The sequence below is a fragment of the Pseudarthrobacter phenanthrenivorans genome (assembly GCF_000813845.1).
Lineage (GTDB): Bacteria > Actinomycetota > Actinomycetes > Actinomycetales > Micrococcaceae > Arthrobacter > Arthrobacter phenanthrenivorans_B.
The window spans coordinates 23,280-40,574 of the sequence record NZ_JWTB01000009.1 but is presented as its reverse complement, the minus strand read 5'-3'; the positions used below and the strand labels follow the sequence as shown (position 1 = coordinate 40,574).

The following is a 17,295-nucleotide window of genomic DNA, read 5'->3' as shown; positions in this document are numbered from 1 at the left end:
TCCATGACCACCCAGACTTCCCCCACCGCCAAGAAGCGCATCCTCTCCGGCGCCAAGCCCACCGCCGATTCCCTGCACCTGGGCAACTACATCGGAGCAGTGCGCAACTGGGTGGACATGCAGGCCGAGTACGACGCCGTCTTCTTCATCCCGGACCTGCACGCCATCACCGTCGACTTCGATCCCGCAGAGCTGGCCAAGCGCACCCGCATCGTGGCGGCCCAGTACATCGCCGCCGGGATCGATCCCGACAAGAGCATCTTCTTCGTGCAGTCCCATGTCCCTGAGCACGCCCAGCTCGCTTGGGCGCTGAACTGCATCACCGGGTTCGGTGAAGCCTCACGGATGACCCAGTTCAAGGACAAGACCCAGAAGTCCGGCGCAGACTCCGCCACGTTGGGTCTCTTCGCGTACCCCACGCTGATGGCCGCGGACATCCTCCTGTACCAGAGCGACCTTGTCCCCGTGGGCGAGGACCAGCGGCAGCACCTGGAGCTGACCCGGAACCTGGCACAGCGGTTCAACACCCGGTTCGGCCACACGTTCACGGTTCCCGAGGCCACGATCGTCAAGGAAAGCGCCAAGATCTACGACCTCCAAAACCCCAGCGCCAAGATGTCCAAGACGGGCGAGTCGCCCAACGGTGCCATCCAGCTGCTGGAGGATCCCAAGATCGCGGCCAAGCGCATCAAGTCCGCGGTGACCGACGCCGGCACTGACATCCGCTTCGATCCCGAGGAAAAGCCCGGGGTGTCCAACCTGCTCACCATCTACTCATCCCTCACGGGCAAGACGGTGGCGGAGCTCGAAGCCGAGTACCAGGGCAAGATGTACGGCCACCTCAAGGTGGATCTGGCCGAGGTGGTGGTGGACTTCATCACGCCGCTGCGGAACCGGACCAACGAACTCATGGGCGACCCCGCCGAGCTTGACCGGCTGCTGGCCCTGGGCGCGGAACGGGCGCGCGAGATCGCTTCCGTAACCCTTGGCCAGGTGTATGAGCGCATGGGTTTCCTGCCGTCCCTCAGCCTCGCAGGGGTCCGCTAGCGCCATGTCGTCGGGAAACGCCACCGCCAGGGGAGGTGCCCGCCCTGCGCGCCAGGTCGAGCGGACCGCAGCGGGCCGCTTCGGTGAACAGACCGGCCGGAATGCGGCGGCGGAGCAGGACGTGGACCGCAGCGACGAGATCAGTGTGGGCGTCATCCTGGGCTTTCCCGCCGAGATTGCAGAGGAACTGCAGCGCTGGCGGGCCTCCTTCGGCGACCCCCTCGCCGAGGTGGTGCCGGCGCACATCACGCTGGTCACCACCACCCCCACCAGTGACTGGGAAGCCACCCGCCAGCACGTCCGCGAGGTGGCCCGCTGCCAGAGCCCGTTCATGGTGACCATCGCCGGGACGGGGACATTCCGGCCGGTGTCGCCCGTGGTGTTCATTAACGTCGAAGCCGGCTTCCAGGATTGCGTCGACCTGCACAACAAGCTTCAGCGGGGTCCGCTGGAGCGCGACCTGCCCTTCGCCTACCATCCCCACGTCACGATCGCCCACGATGTGGCACCGGAAAGCCTGGATGAGGCCGAAACGGTGCTGAAGAACTACAAGGCCACCTTCCCCGTGGTTAGCATGGGACTCTATGAGCATGATGCCGACGGCATCTGGCAGCTACGGGAAGAGCTGGACTTTGGGACCGAAACTGACAACCACGCCGGCACCAGCTGCACGGACGCTGCCGCGGACACCACCAACGAAGGCCGCTGAGCGGCAACCGCTGCCCACCGAGCACGCCCAGCTGAAGCTGGCCGTCATCCAGAAGCGCATGGAATGGGGAAAGGCCAGGAGAGCCGGCGGCGGCGCGGTGCCCGGCGTTATGGCACTGATCCAATGGCTGCTGGCAAAGCTCAACACCTTTCGCCCCATGCGGGCATTCCAGCACTACAACCTGCAGCACGGACCCCTGTTGAGCGCGGGCATCGGCTTCCGGATGTTTTTCTCCATCACCGGCCTGCTGACCACGGGTTTTTCGATTGCCGGGCTGGTCCTCAGCGGGCAGCCGGCCCTCCTTGACACGATTGTGGCCACGGTGGCGCAAAGCGCCCCCGGCCTCCTCAAGGTCGGCAACGGGGACGGCTTGGTGGACCCGAAAGACCTCCTAAACCCCGGCAGCCTCGGCTGGACGGCGGTGATAGCGGCCGTGGTCACCATCGTCACGTCGCTGGGCTGGATCAACGGAATGAGGGACGGCCTGCGCGGCGTCCTGCAACTTCCGCCGCTCGTGGCCAACCCCATCCTGGTGAAACTGCGCGATGCCGGAACGCTTCTGCTCCTTGGGCTTGCCCTGGTGATCAGCGCGGGCGCTTCCCTTGTCTTCGGCACCCTGGCGGGCTGGGTGGTGGGATTGCTGCATCTGAGCGATGCCGTGGCAGGGCCCCTGACCACCTCCGTCAAGATCGTTGTACCGCTGGTCCTGAACTGGGTTACGGCGCTGATCATGTACCGCTTGGCGGCCGGCCTCAAGCTGTCCCGGCAGGCATTGCTGGAAGGCACCGTCCTGGCGGCGGTCGGCACCACGGTCCTGCAAATCTTCAGCACCGAGCTGTTGGCCGGTGCCAGCCGCAACCCGATCCTCGCGTCGTTCGCCATCATCATCGGCCTGCTGATCTGGTTCAACCTGGTCAGCCAGGTCTACCTTGTCTCGGCGGGCTGGGCGGCGGTCCGCGAGGCGGACCTGGAGTCCGGCGGTGCTCCGCGCAAAACCATCCTGGGTGCCCGGCGGGCGACGCCCCAGACCTAATCCCACAAGGGCCTGCTGCAACGGCCGGGGCCAGCGAACGCAGCGAACGTCAGGGGGCGCGGATGAGGCCTTCGCAGGCCACCGTCCAGTCGGCCGGGAAGCCGGGCGCATGCCTTCCCGGCCCGCCATCCCACCCTGCCGCCATCAGCGCTGCAGCAGCGAGCAGCCCCCCGTTGCCGGGCAAATACAAAGGCAACGAATCCGTTTGACGGTTATGCCCATTGGGCAGGACCGTATTCTTTGCTGCACCGAGCAGGAGCGCGTCCACTGCAGCCTCCGGGTCGCCCAGGCGCGCTGCCGTCATGGCCATCACAGGGTAGTCCCAGCCCCAGGTACTGTCCCAGTCCCAATCGGCCAGGACATCATCGAGGGTGGCGCGCATGGTGGATTCGTCGATCAGGTCCGTCAGCGGAAGGACACCGAGCGCGCAAAGCATGGAGGGGTGATCGGTCCTGATGGTAAAGGGCGCCACGTCCATGGCCGCATAGACTCCATCAATCACGCGCGGCCGTACCAGCCCATCCGCAACCGCCGCCCAGGACGGGACCGGTTCCAGTCCCAGCCGTTCCCGCCAGGCAGAAGCGGCCCGGAGGGCCCATTGCCAGTAAGCCAATTCGAACGTGGGGTTGCTGACGGACGCCCGCAGGGATCCGTAACTTTCCTGCGCCGGAATGAGGGGTGGCCCCAGTTCGAAGCCCCTTGCGGTGGGGTGCGCGAAGCTGGCCATGAACGCCGCCGACTCGAATACCACCTCCGCGAACTCAGCCAGCACCTCAGGCGTGGGATTGGCCCGATACACCAGTTCCGCCAAGTGGATGGGATGGGGCTGCTGCCAGATCAGGAACGTCCCGATCGGGCTGGGGCTCTCCCTGCCGTCCGGACCTACCTGCTTTGGCCAGCGGGCGCCGTCGAAACCCTGCGCCTTTGCCGTCTGCCGTGAACTCTCCAGCACCGATCCATACCACCGCAGGGAGGGCAGCAGGAGTTCCACCCGGTCCCACAGCGCAAAGTGGGCAGCATGCCACCAGTGCATCTCGAGATGGAAGCGCCCCCGCCAGGAATTGCAGACGAGACCTGTTTCCTGCGGCGGCAGCGATCCTGAGCAGTTGACGGCGGTGACGTACTGGGAGAGCACGATCCGGCGCTCCAGTTCACGGGCCCGCGGATCTGCGGTGCCGGCCAGTTCGATCGCACCCCCGGATGCCCAAAAGCGGGGCCAGTGGGCACGCGATGCGGCCGCTACGGTACTGCCGGGCAGCGCGCCGTCGCGGGCGGAATGTTCGACGGCGGGGCCCGGGGGAGTGCCATCGCCGGCCGGCGCCGGCATGAATGCAATGGACAGGTCCAGGAAGTCCCGGCCGCAATCCGTGCCGGGACGTACCAGGATCCGGTGTGTCTCCGTCTGCTCCACCCTCAGGCCAGGGCCGGTGAGCACCACCTGGTACCGGGAATCATCGAGTTCGCGCTGAATGGTCCAGCTGGTCACGCCGGGGTGGAACGTTGAACTATGGGGTCCATGAAGGGAAGTGGTGTGCGCTCCGGGTTGGTCCCAGGCGGCAGCATCATGCCACGCCTCCGAACCGTACGGAAAGTCGAGGGCGATGGCCAGGCCCTGCCGCAAGGCGCCGGACTCCACCCGGACGCCCAGTTCATCACGATGCGGATGGCAAGCGGTGGTCACGGTGACGGGATGAGCGGCAAGGGTGAACCTGCTGGTGACAGTCCCGGTCCAGAGATCGAGTATTTGACTGGCGTCGGAGAGCTCCGAGGCGCTGATGCTCCGGCTGGACTGGTCCTTCGCCATCTGGAATCCGATGCGGCCCAGGTCCAGCCGGTGCGGGTTGGCACGCAACCACGTTTCCGCTGCCGTCGTGCCGGTTTCCCGGTCGTTCACTATCCCGCCCACCATGTCCACGTACGGAACTGGTCCGCGGGGCGAGTTATAGATGACCGTTGAGCCGGCGAGGCTGTAATCATCGCCGCCAGGAATGGAGTGCCATCCCCAGGTGGACTGGGTGCCCAGCAGGGTGCCAGGAGGAAGTCCGTCCCGTGCGCCCACCGGGTACTCCGCCGGCAGGGTCTGCAGCCCCGTGAGGTCCATCGTGAATGCGAATTCACCGTTGCCGACGGAGACGGGACTGCGTGGGTCGAGGCTCTCCTGCAGGACGTTATGGCGCCGCACCAGGGCGTGCCGGTCGATGGGTTCCGGGCCTTCCGGGGAAGTTGCCCCGTGCGGTGGGATGCTCCTGCGGCTGTGCACGGTGCATGCTCTCCTGATAGTCGGATAGGGGCGGCGGCTGAGAAACCGCTTTCAGCACTCTATCCTTGGGTCGGCTGGATGCTCTGTCAAGACGTGGGGCCTGCGTCCAGCCGCACGAAATCTTTCGGGCACCTCCCTGGATCAAAGCAACAAGCACCGGACCCTTGACGATGACAAAACGGTGTTGATACGTTTCACGAAAACGCTTTCTCATTCGCAAAGGAAGAGGCCTGCCCGATGACGAGCCAAGCTATCCGCCGCATTCGCACCTCCATTGCCATCCTTTCGGCCACCGCCATCCTGGCCGTTACCGCCGGCTGTTCCAGCCCTTCGGGGAATACCGCGGAAGACGGGCCGGTGGAAATCAGGTTCTCCTGGTGGGGAAACGCCGGTCGGGCCGAGCTGACCAACAAAGCCATCGCGGAGTTCGAGGCGGCCAACCCCAACATCAAGGTGAAACCGGAATACGGCGATATCGGCGGCTATTTCGATAAGCTCGCCACCCAGATGGCCGCCAACGATGCGCCCGACGTCATCACCATGGGCGGCGCCTATCCGGCCGAGTACGCCAACCGTGGGGCTCTCCTGGATTTGTCGAAGGTGTCGGGCTCGCTCGACCTCTCGAAAATTGACCAGGGGGCGCTGGAAAACGGGCAGGTCAAGGGCAAGCAGTACGGGGTCTCCACGGGCGCCAACGCGCTGGCGATCGTGGTCAACCCCGCTGTCTTCTCTGCAGCCGGGGTCCCGCTGCCGGACGACAACAACTGGAGCTGGGAGGACTTTGCGAGGACTGCAGCAGACATCACGGCGAAGAGCCCCCAGGGGACGTACGGAACGGCCACCGTCCTCACCCATGACTCCCTGGATGCCTTTGCCCGCCAGCGTGGCGAATCCCTCTACACCCAGGACGGGCAACTGGGGCTGGGCAAGGAGACGGTGCAGGACTACTTCGACTATTCCCTCAAGCTCAGTGACTCCGGAGCTGCCCCAAGCGCGTCCGAAACTGTGGAAAAGCTAAACGTCAGCACAGAGCAGACGCTCATGGGTATGGGGAAGGCGGGGATGATGCTCACGTGGAGCAATTCACTGACGGCCCTCAGCAAAGCCTCCGGCGCTGACTTGAAGTTGCTCAAGCTCCCCGGCGAAAAGCCCACGCCGGGAATCTGGCTCCAGTCATCGCAGTTCTACACCATCTCCGCACGCAGCAAGCACACGGACGCCGCGGCCAAGCTGGTGAACTTCCTGGTGAACAACCAGGCCGCGGCCAAAATCATCCAAAGCGACAGGGGCATTCCCGGCAACGCCGACATGCGCGCTGCCATCCAGGACCTGCTGACCCCGCAGGGGAAGGTCGAAGCTGAGTACATCAACCAGATCGGCAAGATGGACTTCGCCCCCACCTACATCGGGCCCACCGGCTCCACAGCTGTTTCCGAGATCACAGCCCGGATTAACACCGAGGTCCTCTTCAAACGGCTGACGCCCGCCCAGGCCGCTGAGCAGTGGATCAGCGAGAGCAAGGCTGCCATCGGCAAATAGCCCCGCTACTGCCCTGCATCCAGGTACTGGTCCGCCCAGGCGGCGATGATCCGGGCGGCACGGGCAGCCTGGCCCTTGCCGGTCAGCAGGTGGTCGCTTCCCTCGAGGGACACAAAGTTCCGGGGATGGCGGGCCGTCTGGAAGATGGTGCTGGCATTCTCGATCCCCACGGTGTTGTCGGTGGGGGAGTGCAGCACCATCAGCGGCTTGTGCAGCTGACGGATGCAGTCTGTAAGGTCCGCGTTCTCCAGGTCCTCCACGAAGTGCCGGCGGATTTCCACCCGCTTGCCGCCAAGGTCCACCTCCGCGCTGCCCTCACTGAGGATCCTGTCCAGCGCCGCGTCGAAGACGTGGGCCACGTGCTTGGGGGAGAAGGGTGCTCCCACCGTGGCGACGGCATCAAGCTCCGGGATGTCCCGGGCGGCTGCCAGCACAGCTGCCCCGCCGAACGAGTGCCCCACCAGCAGGGAGATCTCCCTGCCCTGGCTGCGCATGAACTCCGCGGCCTTGACCGTGTCTGCCACTTTGTGGCTGAACGAACCGGCCGACCATTCCCCGGCGGATCCGCCAAGGCCGAGGTTGTCGAAACGCAGCATCCCGATCCCGCTGTCAGCAAGTGCCTTGCACATCCGCGACGCGGAGGGGCTGTCCTTGCCAAGGGTGAATCCGTGCGAAAACACTCCCCAGCCCTTGACGGGACCTTCGGGCAGGTCGACGATTCCTGACAGCATCTCGCCTGTGGAACCGGCGAAGGACACTTTCTCGGAGCGGGACATGCGGTCGCCTTTCGTGCGTACGGGCCAGGTTGCTCTGGCGGTTGGTACGGAAACGACGACGGCGCCGCCACCACACGTGGTGAGCGACGCCGTCGGCCGTTGAAACTGTTGGTGGAACTGCCTAGATCTTACGGGCCAGGATGGCCTGCTTGACCTCCGCGATGGCCTGGGTGACCTGGATGCCTCGGGGGCACGCCTCGGAGCAGTTGAAGGTGGTGCGGCAGCGCCACACGCCTTCCTTGTCGTTGAGGATCTCCAGGCGCATGTCGCCGGCGTCATCACGGGAATCGAAGATGAAGCGGTGGGCGTTGACGATCGCGGCGGGTCCGAAGTACTGCCCGTCCGTCCAGAACACGGGGCAGGAGGACGTGCACGCAGCGCACAGGATGCACTTGGTGGTGTCGTCAAAGCGCTCCCGGTCCTCGGCGGACTGCAGGCGTTCCCGGGTGGGCTCGTGGCCCTTGTTGATGAGGAACGGCATGACCTCGCGGTACGACTGGAAGAAGGGTTCCATGTCCACGATGAGGTCCTTCTCGACCGGCAGGCCCTTGATGGGCTCCACAGTGATGGGCTTGGACGTGTCCAGGTCCTTCAGCAGCGTCTTGCAGGCAAGGCGGTTGCGGCCGTTGATGCGCATGGCGTCCGAGCCGCAGACGCCGTGGGCGCAGGAGCGGCGGAAGGACAGGGTTCCGTCCGTCTCCCACTTGACCTTGTGCAGGGCGTCCAGGACACGGTCCGTGCCGTACATGGTCAGGTGGAAGTCGTCCCAGGTGGCTTCCGCGGAAACTTCCGGGTTGTACCGGCGGACCCGAAGGTGCACATCGAAGGTGGGGATTTCCCCGCCCCCGCCGACGCCGGCAGGCAGTTCAACCTTTGAGGCTGGCTCAGCGATTTCAGCGGACATCTTAGTACTTCCTCACCATCGGCTCGTAGCGGGTAAAGACAACCGGCTTGGTGGCCAGCCGGATGCCGGCGATTGATTCCGCCGATCCGTCAGCCGGCGCATGGTCATCCTTGTACGCCATGGAGTGCTTCATGAATTTCTCGTCGTCACGCTCGGGGAAGTCCTCGCGGAAGTGTCCGCCGCGGGATTCCTCGCGGTGCAGGGCGGCCACGGTCATGACCTTGGCCAGTTCCAGCAGGAAGCCGAGCTCAACGGCTTCGAGCAGGTCCAGGTTGAAACGCTTGCCCTTGTCCTGGACGTTGATGCGCTTGTACCGCTCCTCGAAGGACGCGATGTCCCGCAGCACCTGGTTCAGGGTATCCGCCGTACGGAACACCTGCATGTTGGCGTCCATGGTGTCCTGCAGTTCCTTGCGGATCTGCGCCACCTTCTCGTCGCCGTTGCCGTTGCGGGCAATGTCCAGCAGTTCTGTGGTGTAGGCCAGCGGGTTCTCCGGCAGTTCCACGAACGGGGCACTCTTGGCGTATTCCGCGGCGGCGATGCCGGCGCGCTTGCCGAACACGTTGATGTCCAGCAGGGAGTTGGTGCCCAGGCGGTTGGAGCCGTGGACGGAAACGCAGGCAACTTCACCGGCGGCGAAGAGGCCAGGAACAACGGTGTCGTTGTCCTGCAGGACCTCGGTCTCGATGTTCGTCGGGATGCCGCCCATGGCGTAGTGGGCGGTGGGGAACACCGGTACCGGCTCGGTGTACGGCTCCACGCCCAGGTAGGTGCGGGCGAACTCGGTGATGTCCGGAAGCTTGGCATCGATGTGCGCCGGCTCCAGGTGGGTCAGGTCCAGGAGGACGTAGTCCTTGTTCGGGCCGCAGCCGCGGCCTTCGCGTACCTCGTTGGCCATGGAACGGGCCACGATGTCACGCGGCGCGAGGTCCTTGATGGTGGGGGCGTAGCGCTCCATGAAGCGCTCACCCTCGGAGTTGCGCAGGATGGCGCCTTCACCGCGGGCGGCCTCGGAGAGCAGGATGCCCAGGCCGGCAAGTCCGGTGGGGTGGAACTGGAAGAACTCCATGTCCTCCAGGGGAATGCCGCGGCGGAAGGCGATGCCCATGCCGTCACCGGTCAGGGTGTGGGCGTTGGACGTGGTCTTGAAGACCTTGCCGGCGCCGCCGGAGGCGAACACCACGGACTTGGCCTGGAACACGTGCAGTTCACCGGAGGCGAGGTCGTAGGAAACCACGCCGGCCACGCGCTTTTGCTTGTAGGGCGTGCCGTCTTCGCGGACAGCGTCCTCTTCGACCGTCAGCAGGTCCAGGACGTAGTACTCGTTGTAGAACTCAACGTTGTGCTTGACGCAGTTTTGGTACAGGGTCTGCAGGATCATGTGGCCGGTGCGGTCCGCGGCGTAGCATGCACGGCGGACCGGAGCCTTGCCGTGGTCGCGGGTGTGGCCGCCGAACCGGCGCTGGTCGATCCGGCCTTCCGGGGTTCGGTTGAAGGGCAGGCCCATCTTTTCCAGGTCCAGCACGGCGTCGATGGCTTCCTTGGCCATGACCTCGGCCGCGTCCTGGTCAACCAGGTAGTCGCCGCCCTTGACGGTGTCGAACGTGTGCCATTCCCAGTTGTCTTCCTCGACGTTGGCAAGGGCTGCGCACATGCCACCCTGCGCCGCACCTGTGTGCGAGCGGGTGGGGTAGAGCTTGGTCAGTACTGCTGTGCGCGCGCGCTGACCGGATTCGATCGCGGCGCGCATGCCAGCGCCACCGGCACCGACGATGACGACGTCGTACTTATGGACCTGCATACCAGACGCTCTTTCTCTCAAAATTCGCTATGAAACAACGGGGCGGCTTTGCCTGCTCCGCAAAACAGGGCCCGCGGATAAGCCCGCGGGCCCCGGGGGTGTGCCAGTGCTAGGCAGGGCAGAATCCGCCCGGAAGGGCAACGCCGTTCACCACGGGGCACGGGTTGAAGGTGAAGATGACCAGGGTGCCCAGGAGGATGATGACGACGGCGGCAGCGTAGAGAACGGTCTTCAGCCAGCGGCGGGTGGACGTCTTCTCTGCGTAGTCATTGATGATGGTGCGCACACCGTTGGTGCCATGCAGCATGGCCAGCCAGAGCATGGCCAGGTCCCAGACCTGCCAGAACGGGTCTGCCCACTTGCCGGCCACGAAGCCGAAGTCGATGGCGTGGATGCCTTCGCCCACCATGAGGTTCACGAACAGGTGGCCGAAGATGAGGACCACCAGCACCACGCCGGACAGGCGCATGAACAGCCAGGCAATCATTTCGAAATTGCCCTTGGAGCCGCTGCTGCGGCGGTACTGGGGAGCGATCCGCCCGCTGCGGGGGCTCTCGATGGTTGCAGTCATGGCTTAGTGACCTCCGAGGGCGAGGGACAGGTGGCGGATGGAGAAGGCGACCATGGTCACGACCCACAGGGCCAGGACTGCCCACAGCATCTGCCGCTGGTACTTGGCGCCCTTCTTCCAGAAGTCGACGGCAATGATCCGCAGGCCGTTGAAGGCGTGGAAGACGATGGCGGCAACGAGGCCGGTCTCGCCCAGCGCCATAAGGGGGTTCTTGTAGGCGCCGATCACAGCGGTGTAGGCCTCCGGTGACACACGCACCAAGGAGGTGTCCAGGACGTGGACCAACAAGAAGAAAAAGATCACTACACCGGTAATGCGGTGTCCTACCCAGGACCACATGCCTTCACGGCCGCGGTACAAGGTGCCAGCTGGTTTTGTCGGCACTGATAAACCTCCCTGCAACACAGCGGCGCTGGCATGAGATCCATGCGGGGGGAACGCCTGCTGCGAGAGCACTCGTAGCTCAGGCCTAAATCTAGGCTTCGCTACCAGCTTATTCAATTTCAGTGATTGTTGGTGCCCAGTACTGGAGCGGATTTTCCGGCGAAATGAGACGAACACCACATGATTGCGGCTGTTTAGGTGCAGGCCCGCGGCGAATCGGGCCCTCCGCGCCGCCAAGGGGGAGGGTTGCGGCCCGTCGGCTAAAGTAGGCCGTGATGAGTACAGACAAAGTGACAAGCCCGGCTTCACCCCTTGACCGTTTCATAGCGGTGATTCCGGCAGGCGGAGTGGGGACCCGCCTCTGGCCCCTGTCACGTGCAGCAGCTCCCAAGTTCCTTCACGATCTCACCGGGTCGGGCAGCACCCTGCTGCGCGCCACCTATGACCGGCTGCACCCGCTCGCGGGCAACCGGATGCTGGTGGTCACCGGCCAGGCCCACCGGGACGCCGTGTGCCGCCAGCTCCCCGAGGTCCATGACGCGGACCTCGTCCTTGAGTCGGAGCCCAAGGATTCCGGCGCGGCCATTGGCCTCGCCGCGGCGATCCTGCATGAACGCGACCCGGACACCATCATGGGGTCCTTCGCCGCCGACCAGGTGATCAGCCCCGACCAGCTGTTCCAGGAGGCCGTCCGTGAAGCGATCCACACCGCCGCGGCCGGCAAGATCGTGACGATCGGCATCAAGCCCACCCACCCGTCAACCGGCTTCGGATACATCCGCTCCGGCAAGGCGCTGAACATCGAGGGTGCGCCCAGCGCCCACGACGTCGTGGAATTCGTTGAAAAGCCCGATGAAGTGGTGGCCCAGCAGTACGTGGACAGCGGTGACTATGTCTGGAACGCCGGCATGTTCGTGGCGCCCGTGTCCCTGATGCTGAAGCACCTTGAGGCCAACCAGCCCGAGCTGTTCCAGGGCCTGCAGGAAATTGCCCGGGCCTGGGACACCCCCCAGCGCGACGAGGTCACGGCGCGGATCTGGCCCACCCTCCCGAAGATCGCTATTGACTATGCAGTGGCCGAGCCCGCCGCCGAAGCCGGGGACGTCGCCGTCGTGCCCGGGACCTTCCGCTGGGACGACGTCGGCGACTTCGCCTCCGTGGGCCGCCTGAACAGCGCCAAGGAAGTGGATGACGTTACCGTCCTCGGCGAGGGCGCGCGGGTGTTCACCGAGAACTCAAGCGGCGTGGTGGTTACGGACACCAAGCGGGTGATCGCCCTGATCGGCATCGAGGATGTGGTCATCGTCGACACCCCGGACGCCCTGTTGGTGACCACCATGGCGAATTCGCAGCGCGTGAAGGCGGCCGTGGATGCGCTCAAGGCCAGCGGGGACACCGACGTCCTCTGACCGGCCGTTTTCCCGTGGGTCCTGCCGGCGCGGCACCTGCCGGCAGGACCCGGATGTAATGCTGCGTCAGTGAATGGGCGCTTAACCCAACACCCTCGCTAGAGTGAAACAGTGCGCAATTACACGACTGAAGCCGAGCCCACCGCTTTGGTGGCTCCGTGGCTCGAACCGCTCCTGCCGGAACTGATCGAATTCCGGCGGGACCTGCATGCGCACCCGGAGCTGTCCTTCAAGGAGTTCCGCACCACCGACAAGCTCGCCGAGCGGCTGGAGGCCGCAGGGCTGAGCCCCCGCCGCCTGGACGGCACCGGCCTGACGGTGGATGTGGGGGAGGGGCCTATCGCCACTGCCCTCCGCGGCGACATCGACGCCCTGCCCATTATCGAGGAAACCGGGCTCCCGTTCGCGTCCAAGAACCACGGCGTCACCCACGCCTGCGGCCACGACGTGCACACCACCACCATGCTGGGCATCGCCCTGGTCCTGCACCGCATGCACCAGGAATCTCCCCTCGGCGCCACCGTCCGCATCATCTTCCAGCCCGCCGAGGAAACCATGCCCGGCGGTGCGCATTCCTGCATTGAGCAGGGCGTGCTCGACGGAGTGCCCCGCATCCTGGCGCTGCACTGCGATCCGCGCATCGAAGTGGGCAAGGTGGGAACGCGCATCGGTGCCATCACCTCCGCCTCGGACACCATCCGGATTGAACTGTCAGGCCGCGGCGGCCACACTTCCCGCCCGCACCTCACCGAGGACCTGGTGTTCGCGCTGGCGCAGATCGCCGTGAACGTTCCGGCTGTCCTGTCCCGCCGCGTGGACGTCCGCAGCGGCGTGTCCGTGGTCTGGGGCCAGATCACGGCCGGCTCGGCACCGAACGCCATACCCGGCAGCGGCTACATGGCGGGAACCATGCGCTGCCTGGACCGGGATGCCTGGCATGCCGCCGGCGAACTCCTTGACGAAGTGGTCCACCAGGTGGCCGCGCCGTACGGCGTGGACGTCCACCTGGAGCACACCAGGGGCGTGCCTCCGGTGGTGAACTCCGAGCACGAGACTGCCATCATCGAGGCTGCAGCGCGGGCCGAGATCGGCGAAAGCGCCGTGGTGCTGACGCCGCAGTCGATGGGTGGGGAGGACTTTGCATGGTTCCTCGCCGAACTTCCCGGGGCCATGATGCGCCTGGGCACCAAAACGCCGGGCGGCGAGGATTACGACCTGCACCGCGGCGACTACATCCTGGACGAGCGCTCCCTCGGCCTGGGCATCCGGGTGCTGACGGCAGCGGCCCTCCGGACCATCCGCGACCTGGAGCAGGGCCCGGTTTCCTGACAACCGTGCCTGGTATCCCCGCGACCCGGCGGGGATACCAGGCACTGCTGTTCCAGCACGGCAAGAAGAGTACGACGGCGGCTGCTCCCCAGGGCGCCTGACCTTGCGGTAAGTTGTGCACAACTTAGTTGTGCGTTACTGTTGTGTCATGACCGAAGCACCCCGCCTTGACCGGCAAGTATGTTTTGCGCTCTATTCGGCATCCCGCGCCGCCACCGCCGTCTACCGGCCGGTCCTGGATGAGCTGGGACTCACGTACCCGCAGTACCTGGTGATGCTGGTCCTGTGGGAAAGCGAACCCCGGGGCGTGAAGGAGCTTGGCGGGGAACTTGGCCTCGATTCCGGCACCCTGTCGCCGCTGCTCAAACGGCTGGAAACGCTGGGGCTGGTGGAACGGCGGCGGTCCGGCGAGGACGAGCGCCGCGTTGCGATCCACCTGACGCCCGCCGGACGGAACCTCAGCGGCCCGGCGAGTGCCATTCCGCAGCGGCTGGCCGATGCCGCCGGACTCTCCCTGGAAGAGCTTGAACAACTGCGGACCACGCTCGGCAAGCTCACGGCGGCACTGCACGAATCACTGTGAACCCTGAATACTGCACCATCCCAACAATAGGACGGATATCTTTCGTGAAGACTCTCTACACCGCAGAGGCCCTGGCCTCGGGCGAAGGCCGTGACGGCGCTGCCCGCAGCAACGACGGCAAACTCGCAGTGGCCCTCGCCAGCCCGGTCGAACTCGGTGGCAGCGGCCAGGGCACCAACCCTGAACAGCTCTTTGCCGCAGGGTACGCCGCCTGCTTCCACTCGGCCCTGCGCCTTGTCGGCCGCAAGGCAGGCGCCGACCTGACGGATTCGGCAGTGGCAGCGAAGATCCATCTGGGACAGCTGGACGGCGGCGCCGGCTTCGGCCTGGCCGCCGAACTGGAAATCGCCCTGCCGGCACTGGACCTGGCCACGGCTGAAGACCTCGTCGCCAAAGCGCACGAAGTCTGCCCCTATTCGAACGCCACGCGCGGCAACATTGCCGTCGACCTCAAGATCCTGGAGTACGCAGCATGAGCACCGCCCTTGCCACCACCACCCGTGAAATCCGCTTGGCCTCCCGCCCCGTAGGGCGCCCGTCCGGTGAGAACTTCGAACTCGCGGAGTCCCCGCTGCCCGCACTTGAAGACGGCCAGATCCTGGTGCGCAACCTCGTCATGTCCGTGGACCCCTACATGCGGGGCCGCATGAACGACGTCAAGTCCTACTCCGCCCCCTTCGCCGTGGGCAAAGCGCTCGACGGCGGTGCGGTGGGTGAGGTGATCGCGTCCCGTTCGTCGGCACACCAGGAGGGCGACGTCGTCGTCCACTCCCTGGGTTGGCGGGAGTATGCGGTGGTGGACGGCAATGCTGCCACCCCTGCCCGCACTGACTTGGCACCGGCGTCGGCTTTCCTCGGCGCCCTGGGCATGACCGGGCTGACGGCCTACACCGGCCTGTTGAAGGTAGCGGAATTCAAGCCGGGGGACGCCGTATTCGTCTCCGGCGCCGCAGGTGCGGTCGGCTCCCTGGTAGGCCAGATCGCCAAGGCCATGGGCGCCTCGCGGGTCATCGGCTCTGCAGGCTCGCCCGCCAAGGTGGCCCGGCTCCTGGAACTCGGCTTCGACGCCGCCTTCGACTACCACGACGGCCCCATCCTCGAGCAACTGGAGAAGGCGGCCGGCCCGGCCGGCATCGATGTCTACTTCGACAACGTGGGCGGCGAGCACCTCGAAGCCGCCCTGGCCGTCCTGAACGTCGGGGGCCGCGTGGCGATGTGCGGCGCCATCGCCCAGTACAACTCCACCGAACCCACCCCCGCCCCCCACAACCTCATGCAGGCCATCGGCAAGCAGCTGACCCTGCGCGGCTTCCTGGTGGGCGGGCAGCGGCAGCACGCGGCCGAGTTCGCGGAGAAGATGGCCGGCTGGCTGGCCGACGGGACCGTGCGTTACGACGAGACGATCGTGGACGGGCTGGAGAACGCTCCGCAGGCCTTCATGGACCTCCTGGACGGTGCCAACACCGGCAAGATGCTGGTCCGGCTGTAGCCGGCTGCACCACGAACCAGCAGGAGGGGCACCGCATGGCGCGGTGCCCCTACTGCTTGGTAACAACTTGTAAACAATCTCCCGGATGGGCTCCCGCCGTGCTATGGGGACGTGGCGCAGGCCACTAAAGTAAGTGCCATCAGTGCGCTCCGGCGCAGTGCTGCGTGCCTTCAGTGAAAACAGAATTTCAGCGCCGAAACGGACACTCATTGAATTCCAGCCCGTAGCGCCACTCGCATCATCCCTGGAGGAAAATTGAAGAAATCACTGCGTGCCAGCTTCAAGCGCGGTTCAATGGCCGGCGTGGCCACCCTCGGTGCGTCCGCCTTGCTGCTCAGCGGTTGCGGAGCCCCTCCCTCCTCGTCCGGCCCCTCAGGTTCAGCCACCGCATCGGATTACACAGCGTGCATGGTGTCCGACTCAGGCGGATTCGACGACAAGTCGTTCAACCAGTCCGGCTACGAGGGCCTGCAGAGCGCCGTTAAGGATCTCGGCATCCAGGAGAAGCACGTCCAGTCCAAGGCTGACACCGATTACGACCCCAACCTCCGCTCCATGGTCCAGCAGGGCTGCAAGCTTACGGTCACCGTAGGCTTCCTGCTCGGCGACGCCACCAAGTCCATTGCGACCGCCAACCCTAACAGCCACTTCGCCATCATCGACTACAACGACCCCACCTTCCCCAAGAACGTCAAGCCGATCGTCTATGACACGGCCCAGGCTGCGTTCCTGGCGGGCTACCTCGCCGCCGGCACCTCCAAGACCGGCAAAGTGGCCACCTTCGGCGGCATCAACATCCCGACCGTGACCATCTTCATGGACGGCTTCGCCGACGGCGTGAAGTACTACAACGAAAAGAAGGGCAAGAGCGTCCAGCTCATCGGCTGGGACAAGGACAAACAGGACGGCACCTTCGTTGGCGACTTCAAGCAGGTGGACAAGGGCAAGGTTCTGACCCAGGGCTTCCTTGACCAGGGAGCCGACATTGTCCTCCCTGTGGCGGGACCCGTCGGCGGCGGCGCAGGCAGCGCGATTCTCGACGCAAAGTCCAAGGGCAAGGACGCGAAGCTCATCTGGGTTGACTCGGATGGCTACCTGACGGCCCCGGATTACAAGTCCGTCATCCTCTCCTCCGTCCAGAAGACCATGGCCACTGCTGTGGAATCGGTGATCAAGGACGACAAGGACGGCAAGTTCGACGCCTCCCCGTACATCGGAACCCTGGCAAACGGCGGGGTGGCCCTGGCTCCATTCCATGATCTCGATTCCGCCGTGCCGGCGGACCTCAAGAGCGAACTGGACCAGCTCAAGAAGGACATCATCTCCGGCACCGTCAAGGTCGAGTCGAAGTCCAGCCCCACCAAGTAAGCACCGAACCGCGGGGCGCGCTGCCCTTCCGCCGTTACCCCGGCAGGAGGGCAGCGCGTTCTGCTTTGCTGGCAGCGTACGGTTGCCAGCACC

Annotated in this window: 16 protein-coding genes; 10 read left to right on the top strand and 6 right to left on the bottom strand. The window is 65.3% G+C overall.

Going from position 1 to position 17,295, the window contains the following annotated elements; translation table 11 throughout:
* Positions 1–3: 3 nt before the first annotated feature.
* From trpS to RM50_RS04780, 3 genes are read left to right on the top strand one after another with little or no spacing between them, the layout of a single operon-like run.
* Complete coding sequence (trpS, locus tag RM50_RS04790) at positions 4–1,047, top strand: tryptophan--tRNA ligase (protein ID WP_043450545.1); 1,044 nt, start codon at positions 4–6, stop codon at positions 1,045–1,047.
* A gap of 4 nt (positions 1,048–1,051) precedes the next feature.
* Positions 1,052–1,756 carry a 2'-5' RNA ligase family protein gene (locus RM50_RS04785; protein WP_082006978.1) on the top strand — a complete coding sequence of 235 codons (705 nt, stop codon included), beginning with the start codon at positions 1,052–1,054 and terminating at the stop codon, positions 1,754–1,756.
* Positions 1,757–1,814: 58 nt separating this feature from the next.
* Entirely contained in the window at positions 1,815–2,789 is a 975-nt protein-coding gene (locus RM50_RS04780) for a YihY/virulence factor BrkB family protein (protein WP_082006977.1), read from the top strand.
* 49 nt (positions 2,790–2,838) lie between these two features.
* On the opposite strand, the gene RM50_RS04775 is transcribed toward RM50_RS04780, so the two are convergent.
* Complete coding sequence (locus RM50_RS04775) at positions 2,839–5,049, bottom strand: hypothetical protein (protein WP_043450543.1); 2,211 nt, start codon at positions 5,047–5,049, stop codon at positions 2,839–2,841.
* 237 nt (positions 5,050–5,286) lie between these two features.
* Here RM50_RS04775 and RM50_RS04770 point away from each other — a divergent pair, with 237 nt between their 5' ends.
* A complete protein-coding gene (locus RM50_RS04770; RefSeq protein WP_043450542.1) occupies positions 5,287–6,588 on the top strand; it encodes an ABC transporter substrate-binding protein in 1,302 nt (433 codons plus the stop codon).
* Between the two features lie 5 nt (positions 6,589–6,593).
* On the opposite strand, the gene RM50_RS04765 is transcribed toward RM50_RS04770, so the two are convergent.
* The 5 genes from RM50_RS04765 to sdhC form a co-directional block, all read right to left on the bottom strand.
* Complete coding sequence (locus RM50_RS04765; RefSeq protein ID WP_043450541.1) at positions 6,594–7,364, bottom strand: alpha/beta hydrolase family protein; 771 nt, start codon at positions 7,362–7,364, stop codon at positions 6,594–6,596.
* 121 nt (positions 7,365–7,485) lie between these two features.
* On the bottom strand, positions 7,486–8,268 hold the full coding sequence (locus RM50_RS04760) for a succinate dehydrogenase iron-sulfur subunit (protein ID WP_043450540.1): 783 nt from the start codon (positions 8,266–8,268) through the stop codon (positions 7,486–7,488).
* A 1-nt stretch (position 8,269) separates the two neighbouring features.
* Entirely contained in the window at positions 8,270–10,069 is a 1,800-nt protein-coding gene (gene sdhA, locus RM50_RS04755; RefSeq protein WP_043450539.1) for a succinate dehydrogenase flavoprotein subunit, read from the bottom strand.
* Between the two features lie 109 nt (positions 10,070–10,178).
* Positions 10,179–10,640, bottom strand: a complete 462-nt coding sequence (locus RM50_RS04750) for a succinate dehydrogenase hydrophobic membrane anchor subunit (protein ID WP_043450538.1) — start codon at positions 10,638–10,640, stop codon at positions 10,179–10,181.
* A gap of 3 nt (positions 10,641–10,643) precedes the next feature.
* Positions 10,644–11,024 (bottom strand): succinate dehydrogenase, cytochrome b556 subunit, encoded by a 381-nt coding sequence (sdhC, locus tag RM50_RS04745; protein WP_081620212.1) that lies wholly within the window; start codon positions 11,022–11,024, stop codon positions 10,644–10,646.
* A 275-nt stretch (positions 11,025–11,299) separates the two neighbouring features.
* Here sdhC and RM50_RS04740 point away from each other — a divergent pair, with 275 nt between their 5' ends.
* From RM50_RS04740 to RM50_RS04715, 6 genes are all read left to right on the top strand, one after another.
* Complete coding sequence (locus tag RM50_RS04740) at positions 11,300–12,433, top strand: mannose-1-phosphate guanylyltransferase (protein ID WP_043450537.1); 1,134 nt, start codon at positions 11,300–11,302, stop codon at positions 12,431–12,433.
* A gap of 111 nt (positions 12,434–12,544) precedes the next feature.
* Positions 12,545–13,762, top strand: a complete 1,218-nt coding sequence (locus RM50_RS04735) for an amidohydrolase (RefSeq protein WP_043450535.1) — start codon at positions 12,545–12,547, stop codon at positions 13,760–13,762.
* A 148-nt stretch (positions 13,763–13,910) separates the two neighbouring features.
* Complete coding sequence (locus RM50_RS04730; RefSeq protein ID WP_043450533.1) at positions 13,911–14,345, top strand: MarR family winged helix-turn-helix transcriptional regulator; 435 nt, start codon at positions 13,911–13,913, stop codon at positions 14,343–14,345.
* 44 nt (positions 14,346–14,389) lie between these two features.
* On the top strand, positions 14,390–14,821 hold the full coding sequence (locus RM50_RS04725) for an organic hydroperoxide resistance protein (RefSeq protein ID WP_043450531.1): 432 nt from the start codon (positions 14,390–14,392) through the stop codon (positions 14,819–14,821).
* Positions 14,818–15,834 (top strand): NADP-dependent oxidoreductase, encoded by a 1,017-nt coding sequence (locus RM50_RS04720; RefSeq protein ID WP_043450530.1) that lies wholly within the window; start codon positions 14,818–14,820, stop codon positions 15,832–15,834. The genes RM50_RS04725 and RM50_RS04720 overlap by 4 nt, the downstream gene beginning before the upstream one ends.
* Before the next feature lie 255 nt (positions 15,835–16,089).
* A complete protein-coding gene (locus RM50_RS04715) occupies positions 16,090–17,202 on the top strand; it encodes a BMP family lipoprotein (protein ID WP_043450528.1) in 1,113 nt (370 codons plus the stop codon).
* Positions 17,203–17,295 lie beyond the last annotated feature (93 nt).

Coding starts and splice junctions, on each gene's coding strand:
- sdhA (WP_043450539.1), bottom strand. CDS start 10,069: ATGCAGGTCCATAAGTACGACGTCGTCATCGTCGGTGCCGGTGGCGCT.
- RM50_RS04750 (WP_043450538.1), bottom strand. CDS start 10,640: ATGACTGCAACCATCGAGAGCCCCCGCAGCGGGCGGATCGCTCCCCAG.
- RM50_RS04720 (WP_043450530.1), top strand. CDS start 14,818: ATGAGCACCGCCCTTGCCACCACCACCCGTGAAATCCGCTTGGCCTCC.
- RM50_RS04760 (WP_043450540.1), bottom strand. CDS start 8,268: ATGTCCGCTGAAATCGCTGAGCCAGCCTCAAAGGTTGAACTGCCTGCC.
- RM50_RS04780 (WP_082006977.1), top strand. CDS start 1,815: ATGGAATGGGGAAAGGCCAGGAGAGCCGGCGGCGGCGCGGTGCCCGGC.
- RM50_RS04770 (WP_043450542.1), top strand. CDS start 5,287: ATGACGAGCCAAGCTATCCGCCGCATTCGCACCTCCATTGCCATCCTT.
- RM50_RS04765 (WP_043450541.1), bottom strand. CDS start 7,364: ATGTCCCGCTCCGAGAAAGTGTCCTTCGCCGGTTCCACAGGCGAGATG.
- RM50_RS04740 (WP_043450537.1), top strand. CDS start 11,300: ATGAGTACAGACAAAGTGACAAGCCCGGCTTCACCCCTTGACCGTTTC.
- RM50_RS04785 (WP_082006978.1), top strand. CDS start 1,052: ATGTCGTCGGGAAACGCCACCGCCAGGGGAGGTGCCCGCCCTGCGCGC.
- trpS (WP_043450545.1), top strand. CDS start 4: ATGACCACCCAGACTTCCCCCACCGCCAAGAAGCGCATCCTCTCCGGC.
- RM50_RS04730 (WP_043450533.1), top strand. CDS start 13,911: ATGACCGAAGCACCCCGCCTTGACCGGCAAGTATGTTTTGCGCTCTAT.